5 protein-coding genes are annotated in these 9,979 nt (G+C 62.8%); all 5 read right to left on the reverse strand.

Annotated features, from left to right (window positions below):
• Nucleotides 1-14 precede the first annotated feature (14 nt).
• Entirely contained in the window at nucleotides 15-959 is a 945-nt protein-coding gene (locus AC3WMT_RS27895) for a sulfotransferase family protein (RefSeq protein WP_103306491.1), read from the reverse strand.
• Nucleotides 947-1,732, reverse strand: a complete 786-nt coding sequence (locus tag AC3WMT_RS27900) for an aspartyl/asparaginyl beta-hydroxylase domain-containing protein (protein ID WP_103306490.1) — start codon at nucleotides 1,730-1,732, stop codon at nucleotides 947-949. Before AC3WMT_RS27900 ends, AC3WMT_RS27895 begins: the two co-directional genes overlap by 13 nt.
• Nucleotides 1,729-2,334 (reverse strand): adenylyl-sulfate kinase, encoded by a 606-nt coding sequence (gene cysC / locus AC3WMT_RS27905; protein ID WP_103306489.1) that lies wholly within the window; start codon nucleotides 2,332-2,334, stop codon nucleotides 1,729-1,731. Before cysC ends, AC3WMT_RS27900 begins: the two co-directional genes overlap by 4 nt.
• Complete coding sequence (locus AC3WMT_RS27910; protein WP_103306488.1) at nucleotides 2,318-3,835, reverse strand: TolC family protein; 1,518 nt, start codon at nucleotides 3,833-3,835, stop codon at nucleotides 2,318-2,320. Before AC3WMT_RS27910 ends, cysC begins: the two co-directional genes overlap by 17 nt.
• A 46-nt stretch (nucleotides 3,836-3,881) precedes the next feature.
• Nucleotides 3,882-9,979, reverse strand: a 6,098-nt coding sequence (locus AC3WMT_RS27915; protein WP_256583591.1) for an Ig-like domain-containing protein, incomplete at its 5' end; no start/stop codon positions are given.

Below are 9,979 nucleotides of genomic sequence, written 5' to 3' on the forward strand. Positions count from 1 at the left end.
GCGAAAGAACGCTTTCAAGCGTTGCGCAGCAACTCAAGATCCAAAAACGAACGCTGGGCAAAGTAACGCACCCGCTCCTCCAACAGCGCCGAGGCCTCACGACGCTTGTCTTCACCATCGGCAACGAAGGGTTGCGACGGCTGCTTCGCGTGTAAATCCACCGCCGCAAACACCTGCTGGCGCTGTACATCATCCAGGCGGAAAAACCGTGCCAACCGCCCCGCCATTGCCTCTGGCAATTCGCTGTAATTCACCGGCAATCCACCCGAGTCGCGGCAGTGGATCAACCCGGCCTCAAGCAACCGCCCCAAACGTCGGGCGATGAAATCCTCGCGACCTGCGAACGGCAAACCATCCTCCAGCACGCAGTCACCGAGCATGCCCGGCACCATGTGCATGCCCGGGCGACGCAAATGAGAGACGGCGATTTCCAATGGATCGCGATACACAAACAGCCACGGCGTATGCGGGAAACATTCCTGCAACAGCGACCATTCGCCGATGTTCCAGGCATCCAGTTTGATCACCAGTCGCTGTTCTTCGCCTCGGCGGCGCTGCCCGTATGCCGAAAGTAACCCATTGATTGCGGCCTGGCGCTCAGGCGCAGGCAGATCACTGCGCAACAACGCATCGAGCGGCGGCGGTTCGGAGATCACGATGTGATCGTCGAGCCGGGCGAGCATCTGGCTGATCAGCGTCGAGCCGCAGCGCGAGGCGTGCAGAATGAAAGCGCTTGGCGCCAGACCCGGACTCTGCGCATGCCAGTCGCTGAGCGCCGCCAGCGGCGTCTGCCGACGGAAAGCCTGATTGAACGGCAGGCGCAGTGCATCGTCGACCGCGTCGCGGAAAAACGGCTGATGCAGCGGCCTGTCGCCGAACCAGCACCAATCCACCTGCCACTGCCCGGCAATCGGCCAGATACCAATCGGCAACCAGCCGTCGAGGTTCAGCCGTTCCATTGTTCATTCCATTGCCGACGACCGTTGCGCATCGCCGCACGAAGTTCTTCACGCGAGAACGGCAAGCCTCGTGCGGCAGCCAGTTCCAGAGTTCGGCTGATGAACTGTTCAGGATCGTGCAGCTCCCGCAAGGCTAGCGCCAGCGAGGTATCGTTGGCGACCAGCCGTTGAAAACTCTGCAACGTCGTCTCTGCCAACTGCGGTTCAGGCGTGCTCGCCAGGCCTTCAGCAATCCGCTCTTCCAGCCACGCATCGGGCCGACAGTCGAGGACCAGATGCACCCGCGCCGACCTATCACGGTTGTCCACCCGATGCGGTCGCGCCAGATCGAGAAACCAACACTCGCCCGTCCTCATGGGGATGCGCTGGCCGTCGAGCCAGAAGTCCACGTCGGGCGGGCTGAGCAAGGGAATGTGCAGACGCCGATCGGCATCCGGGCCATCGAGATCGTAATCGCGGTGTTCGTGAATCCGGCCACCCGGCCCAAGGCGCAACAAGCGTGCACTGACGATTTTCAATGGCAGATCGCGCAGCCCCTGTCGCCACCGATCATCCTGCAACCACGGTGCGCGACGCAGCGGCTCGCCGCTTCCGGGGGACAACTCGGTCAGCGCATCAGCCGCCGAAATCAGCGCCACGCCGCTCCAGTCTCCCGAAAAGTAATCTGTATTGAAGTGACCGTGCCAAGCGTCATCGGCAATCGCCGCCAGTGCTTGCAACAACAGCGGCAAATCCACTGTCACCGGCAGACGTGAAAACGCCGGACGGCTCATGCGTGTGGCAACACCGAGCACTCGCCGAGCCAGGTCAGCAGGCGATCAAGGCAGGCCTCGACCGATTGCACCCCGGTGTCGACCACCAAAGACGCCTGCAACGGTGGCTCGTACGGTGCCGACACCCCGGTAAACCCCGGCAATTCACCGCGTCGCGCACGGGCGTAATGCCCTTTTGGATCACGCTGCTCGCACACCGCCAACGCGGCGTTGCACCAGACCTCGCAATAGTCCTCACCCAAGCGTTCAGCGAACACTTCGCGTAACTCTGCCAATGGCGCAATCATCGCCAGAATCACGATCTGGCCATTTTCGACCAGCAAAGCGGCCAGTTCACTGGCGCGGCGAATGTTTTCCCGGCGATCCCCATCGGTGAAGCCCAGATCGCGGTTGAGGCCGACGCGCAAACCATCGCCGTCGAGCACCACGCTCTGCACACCTCGCGCGAACAACTCAGCGTGCAGCGCTTGCGCCAGCGTCGATTTGCCCGCCGCCGGAAGCCCCGTCAACAGAATCGCCGCACCTCGATGGCCGTTGCGGGCTTCGAGTTGTGTGCGGCTGATGCTGGCGCTCGGCGCCAGCACATCACTGCGCCGAGGCATGGGCGACTGCCGGCACCGAGATATCCCCCGCCGCCCACGCCGACTCGCGATTGGCCAGCGCGGTGGCGATCGACTGCACTTCGGTGGATTGCACCTGATCCGGCAACGGATCGAGGCCGGCGCTGGCGAAGATCTGGCCGTAGGCATTGCGCAGATCGGCGTACGACAGGTCGCGACGCAAATCCGCCTGCAAGTTGTTCAACTCGCCCTGAATCAGCTCCAGTTCACCAATACCGGCAGCCTGATGACGATTGCGCAATTGGCCGACGATTTGCCCGTCAATGTCGGACAGTTGTTGGTTGGTCTTGAACTGGCGCAAGGCTTCTTGATAGTTGGCGTTGGCCACATAGAGCTGCGCCAGCACCGCAATCGACATCGCCTGACGCCGCGCACTGGCGACTTCTTCCCCAGCCTTGGCGACGTTGATCGCCGCCGGCGCGGAGATCACGTTGAACAGGTTCCAGGTGACTTTGACGCCGTAGTCGGCCCAGCCCTGCTCGACCAGAAAGGAGTTGCTGTCGTAATGCCCGCCCGCCGAAAACTCCAGGCCCGGCAACAGACGCAACATGGCTTTGCGGGTTTCGGCGGCGCTGATGCGCGTCTGGTAATCCTGCTCGCGCAGTTCCGGGCGGCTGGTCAGGGCTTCTTGCTCAAGCTTGGCCAGACCAACCTTGAGCTCGGGAATCTGGTAGCCGTCATCAGTAGCCAGGGTCAGGTTGGTGCCCAGTGGCAAATTGATCAGCGTCGCCAGCTCGGTTTTCGCCAGCGACAAGGCGCGGCGCTGTTCTTCCAGCTGTCGGGTGGCTTCGATCAGCGAACGCTGATAACTCAACGATTGCACCGGATCACCAATGCGTTGATCGCTCAGGGTCTGGCTGTTGTCGCGGGCGGTCTGCACCCGCGCCATCAGGCTGTCGATCTGCTTGAGCAGACGTTCGGCGGCCATTGCTCGCCAATAGGCCGAGCGCACGTCCTGGACGATGGTGTTGATCACTTTGCGCCGCCGTTCCTGCACGATCAGGCGCTGGTCGCCCTGCTGTTTGGCGCTGATGTAGCTGACGCCGAAGTCGAGGACGTTCCAGACCATGGTCAGGTCGGCAACCTCGCGGTCACGATCCTGCGAGGTCGACGGTTCCAGAGACTGAGTGCCGGTACGCACGCTCTGGCTGCTGGAGGCGTTGACGTTGTTGCGCCCGACGTACCCGGCATCCAGTGCCATGCGCGGCAGCATGTCGAAACTGGCGAGGTCGAGCTGCCGCTTGGCCAGCGCTTCCTCCATGATTTTCAAACGACCTTCGAGGTTGTATTTCACCGCGCGGGCCATGGCCTGGTGCAGGGTCAACGGGCCGCGCAGCGGTTCCTGATCCTTGTACATGCTTTGCAGATCGGTTCTGGCTCGTTGTGCGCTGACGCTGCGTTCAATCGGTTCACTGGTCACTGCACATCCGCTGATCGCCAGCGCCAGCAGGCTGGCGCCGAACAACTTCTGACTTGTCTTCATCCCTGGATCGCCCCTAGGTCCCGCACAGTGTTGAGTAGTTGTTTGTTCAGGCCGACATTTCGCTGATGCCGATCTGTTGCAGAGCTGCCGCCAGGCTGTCGACCCGCTGCTGCTCGGTGTCTTTGAGTTGTTGCAGTTGCTGCCCCAGCGTCGGTGCGCCAAATACGCCGCGCAGGCCCTGGGAAACATCGCCGGCCTTGAGCGACTGGCTGCCGAAGGCGTTCAAGGAATCACGCTCGGTACCGCTGTTCTGGTTGAACAGGCTCGCCAGCGTGCTGCTGGCGAATACGCCACCATCGCCACCACCAAAGCCGAGGAAGCCGTGGCCGGAACCGTCGCCGCCGCTGTCACTGCTGCTGAACACCTGCGCGATGAAGCTGCGGCTGAGGGCCCCGTGATTGATGAAAATATCGCCAATCGGACGAATGCCGTTGCCGATCACCCGTTGTTCGAACAACGGCGCGAAGGTCAGCGGTGAACCGAGATCGCCGGTTGGCGCAGTGAAGATGACCGGTTGCAGCGGCACGTTAGGCGGCGGTGTTGGCACCACCAGGTCGCTGCTGCGAATGAGCGGATCCGGAATGACGACGCTGGTCGGCGTGGTCGGCACGGTTGGAGGAATGATCACCGGCACGGTGTTGATGGCGTAGTTATTGGAGCTGCTGACTCCGCTGCCGCTGTTCCCGGACGCATCGCTGACCCCGGCACTGTTGACGCTGATCGCGTTGCTGGCGCTGTTGACGTTGGCGTTCGGCGTCAGGGTTGCGGTCCAGGTTTTGCCGCCATCGCTGCTGCTCAGGTTGGACAAGGTGCCGTTCGCCACCACGAGGTCTGACAGATCGAAACCGCTGACTGCCTCGTTGAAGGTAATGGTCACCTGCGAGGTCTGACCGATGCCCATGTTCGGGTTGGCGATGACGACCGTGGCGGTCGGCCGTTCGCTGTCCAGCGCGTAGTTGTTCGACACCGCGACGGTACTGCCGACGTTGCCGGCCAGATCGGTGACATTACTGGTGTCCAGCGCGATGAAATTGCTTGGATCGGTCACGCTGGCCGTCGGGGTGAACGTCGCGGTCCAGGTCTTGCCGCCGTCGCTGCTGCTCAGGTTGCTCAAATCGCCGTTGGTCACGCTCAGGTCGGACAGGTCGAAATTGCTCACCGCCTCGCTGAAGGTGAAGGTCACCGTGGTGGTCTGGCCGATACCCAGGTTTGGATTGGCGACCACGATGTTGACGGTTGGCCGCGTAGCGTCGAGCGCGTAGTTATTGGAAATCGCAACGCTCGCTCCAATGTTGCCGGCCAGGTCCTGCACGCCGGCGGTGTCGAGGATGATCAGGTTGGTCGCGTCATTGACGTTGGCGGTCGGCGTCAGCGTAGCGGTCCAGGTAACGCCGCCGTCGCTGCTGGTCAGGTTCGACAGCAGACCATTGGCAACGCTGATGTCCGACAGGTCAAAACCGCTGACCGCTTCGCTGAAGGTGATGGCCACCGTGGTGGTTTCACCGATGCCCAGGCGATTGTCGGCGACCACGATAGTGGCGGTCGGCAGCGCCGTGTCGATGGCGAAGTTGTTCGAATCGGTGGAGCCGACACCGCTGTTGCCCGAGGCGTTGGTCACGCCGGCATTGTTGAGGGTGATCAGATTGCTGGTGTCGGTAATGTTGCTGGTTGGCGTGAACGTCGCCGTCCAGGTCACGCCGCCGTCGCTGCTGCTGACGTTGCTCAGGGTGCCATTGGCAATGCTCAGATCGGCATTGTCGAAACCGCTGACGGCCTCACTGAAAGTGATGGTCACCGTGGAAGTTTCACCGGCCTTGAGCGCGGTATCCGCGACGACAATGGTCGCGGTCGGCACTTCGGTCTGCACCGCGTAGTTGGCCGAGTTGGTGGTACCGGTGCCGGTGTTGCCGGCCAGATCGCTGATACCGCTGTTGTTCAGGACGATCAGGTTGGTGGCATCGCTGACGCCGATGGTTGGGGTAAACGTCGCCGTCCAGGTGATGCCGCCGTCGCTCGACGAAACGTTACTCAGCGTGCCGTTGGCGACGCTCAGGTCGCTATTGTCGAAGCCGCTGACCGCTTCGCTGAAGGTGATCGTGACGAGCGCGGATTCGCCGGGACGCACATCACTATCACTCATGACGATCGTGGCGGTCGGACGCTGACTGTCGACCGCGTAGTTGTTCGAATCGGTGGTGCCGCTGCCGGTATTGCCCGCCAGATCGGCGATGCCGGTGTTGTCCAGGGTGATGAAGTTGCTGGTGTCGGTGACTCCCGCAGACGGCGTGAAGGTGGCCGTCCAGGTGATGCCGCCGTCACTGCTGCTGACCGCGCTCAACGTACCGTTGGCGATGGTCAGATCGGCGTTGGTGAAACCGCTCACCGCTTCGCTGAAGGTGATGGTCACCAGCGAGGTCTCACCGACACCCAGTGCCGTGTCGGCGACCACGATGGTCGCGGTCGGACGCACGGTGTCGACGGCGTAGTTGTTCGAATCGGTGGTGCCGCTGCCGGCGTTGCCGGACAGATTTTGCACGCCGGAATTGTCGAGGGTGATCAGGTTGGTGGCGTCGGTGATGTTGCTGGTTGGCGTGAAGGTTGCCGTCCAGGTGATGCCGCCATCGCTGCTGCTCACCGCCGTCAGGGTGCCGTTGGCGATCGTCAGGTCGGCATTGGTGAAGCCGGTCACTGCTTCGCTGAAGGTGATGGTCACCAGCGAGGTCTCGCCGATTTTCAGCGAGGGGTCGGCAATGATCACGGTCGCCGTCGGCACTACGGTGTCGATGGTGAAGTTGCCGGAATTGGTGGCGCCGGTGCCGGCGTTACCGGCCAGGTCGGCGATGCCGGCATTGGCCAGGGTAATGACGTTGGTTGCGTCATTGATTCCGGCCGTCGGCGTGTAAGTCGCGGTCCAGGTAATACCGCCATCGCTGCTGCTGACGGCGGTCAATGTGCCGTTGGGAATCGTCAGGTCAGCGTTGGTAAAGCCGCTCACCGCTTCCGAGAAAGTGATGGTTACCAACGACGTTTCACCGGCGCTCAGGCTGGCATCCGCCACCAGGATGGTGGCGGTCGGGCGCTGACTGTCGACCGCGTAGTTGTTGGAATCGGTGGTGCCGCTGCCAGCATTGCCAGCGAGGTCGGCGATACCGGTGTTGTCCAGGGTGATGAGGTTGCTGGTGTCGGTGACTCCCGCAGACGGCGTGAAGGTGGCCGTCCAGGTGATGCCGCCGTCACTGCTGCTGACCGCGCTCAACGTACCGTTGGCGATGGTCAGATCGGCGTTGGTGAAACCGCTCACCGCCTCGCTGAAGGTGATGGTCACCAGCGAAGTCTGGCCGACGCCGAGCGCCGTGTCGGCGACCACGATGGTCGCGGTCGGCCGTACGGTATCGACGGCATAGTTGTTGGAAACGGTGGTGCCGCTACCGGCGTTGCCTGACAGGTTTTGCACGCCGCTGTTGTCGAGGGTGATCAGGTTGGTGGCGTCAGTGATGTTGCTGGTTGGCGTGAAAGTCGCTGTCCAGGTGACGCCGCCATCGCTGCTGCTCACCGCCGTCAGGGTGCCGTTGGCAATCGTCAGGTCGGCATTGGTGAAACCGGTCACCGCCTCAGAGAAAGTGATAGTCACCAGCGAGGTCTCACCGATTTTCAGTGAGGTGTCGGCAATGATCACGGTGGCTGTCGGCAGCACCGTGTCGATGCTGTAGTTGTTGGAATTGGTCGTGCCGCTGCCGGCGTTGCCGGCCAGGTCGGTAATGCCGGTATTGGCCAGGGTAATGACGTTGGTTGCGTCGTTGATCCCCACCGTCGGCGTGTACGTCGCGGTCCAGGTAATCCCGCCGTCGCTGCTGCTGACGGCGGTCAATGTGCCGTTGGGAATCGTCAGATCGGCGTTGGTAAAACCGCTCACCGCTTCCGAGAAAGTGATGGTTACCAACGACGTTTCACCAGCGCTCAGGCTGGCATCCGCCACCACGATGTTGGCGGTCGGGCGCTGGGTGTCGATGGCGTAGTTGCCGGAATCGACGGTGCCAGTGCCGGCGTTGCCCGCCAGGTCGGCGACGCCGGTCTGGTCGAGGGTGATGACGTTGGTGGCATCGGTGATGTTCGCGCTCGGCGTGAACGTCGCGGTCCAGGTGACACCGCCGTCGCTGCTGCTCACCGCCGTCAACGTGCCGTTGGCAATGGTCAGGTCGGCGTTGGTGAACCCGCTCACCGCTTCGCTGAAGGTGATGGTCACCAGCGAGGTCTCAGCGATTTTCAGGCTGTTGTCAGCGAAAACGATGGTCGCGGTCGGGCGCACGGTATCGATGGCGTAGTTGTTGGAGTCAGTAGTGCCGCTGCCGGTATTACCATTCAGATCGCTGATACCGGTGTTGTTCAGGGTGATCAGGTTGGTCGTATCGGTGACGCTCGCGGTCGGCGTGAAAGTCGCCGTCCAGGTGATGCCGCCATCGCCGCTGCTGACCGCCGTCAACGTGCCGTTGGCGATGCTCAGGTCGGCGTTGGTGAACCCGCTCACCGCTTCGCTGAAGGTAATGGTCACCAGCGAGGTTTCGCCGATTTTCAGCGCGTTGTCGGCGACGACGATGGTCGCCGTCGGCCGCACGGTGTCGATCGCGTAGTTGTTGGAATTGGTGGTGCCGCTGCCGACGTTGCCGGCCAGATCATTGACACCGGTGTTGTCCAGCGTGATCAGGTTGGTGGTGTCGGTGACGCTTGTGGTTGGCGTCAGCGTGGCCGTCCAGGTAATGCCGCCATCGCTGCTGCTCAGTCCGCTCAGGATGCCGTTGGCCACGGTCAGATCGGCGATGGTGAAACCACTCACCGCTTCGCTGAAAGTGATGGTCACCACCGAGGTTTCGCCTGCCGCCAGATTGGTGTCGGCAACAACAATGGTCGCCGTCGGCCGTACGGTATCGATCGCGTAATTGTTCGAGTCGGTGGTGCCGCTGCCGGCGTTGCCCGCCAGGTCAGCGATGCCGGTGTTGTCCAGGGTGATGAGGTTGGTGGTGTCGGTGATGCTGGCGGTCGGGGTGAACGTCCCCGTCCAGGTAATGCCGCCGTCGCTGCTGCTGACTGCCGTCAGCGTGCCATTGGCGATAGTCAGGTCGGCGTTGGTGAAACCGGTCACGGCTTCACTGAAGGTGAAAGTCACCAGCGAGGTATCACCGATCTTTATTGCCGTATCGGCCATCACAATGGTCACGGTCGGCCGGGCGGTATCGATCGCGTAATTGACGGAGCTGGTCGTACCGACGCCCGCCACGCCGTCGCTGATCGCATTTACCCCAGTGTTGTCGAGGGTGATCAGGTTGGTGCTGTCGGTGATGTTGTTGGTTGGGGTGAAGGTCGCGGTCCAGGTGAGGCCGCCGTCGCTGCTGCTCACCGCCGTCAGCGTGCCATTGGCAATCGTCAGGTCGGCGTTGGTGAAACCGCTCACTGCGCGGCTGAAGGTGATGGTCACCAGCGAGGTTTCGCCGATTTTCAGCGCCGTGTCGGCCATCACGATGGTTGCGGTCGGCGGCTCCACATAGGCTGTGTTGAGCGTGCCACCGTTGTTGTAGATCGCCGCGAAGGCCAACGGCACAGAACCGGTGACGCCGCCGCCGAGTTCTGTACCGCCGGCGCCGCTGCCGGCAACGTTGCCGCTGATGGCGCTGAAGTTGGCGGCGGTGATCAGCACCGTGCCGCCCTGGTTCCAGATCGCGCCGACCCCTCGCCCGCCATCGCCGCCGTTCAGATTGTTGCTGCCCAGGCCGCTGCCGCCACCACCACCGCCGCCCGCGCCGATGTTGTTGCTGATGACCGAAGTACCGACGATTTTCAGGGTACCGGTGGAGGCGTTGTAAATGCCGCCGGCCGCATTACCACCGACACCGCCGACCTTGTCCCAGCCGGAACCGCCACCGCCGCCGCCAATGGAAATGGTGCCGTTACTGGCCGTGCCGCCATTGCCGCCGTTGCTGTAATCGGCCGTGCCCACCCCGCCGGCGCCGCCCGTCGTGGAGCCACCGCGACCGCCCATATGCGTCGCGTCGTAACCGCCACCGTAACCGCCGACGCCACCGCTGCCAGCCTGGCCGCCCAGCGTACCGGTGCCCGGCCCGGCGATGCCGCCATGACCGCCGCCCTGACCGC

This window comes from Pseudomonas sp. FW305-7 (genome assembly GCF_058786735.1).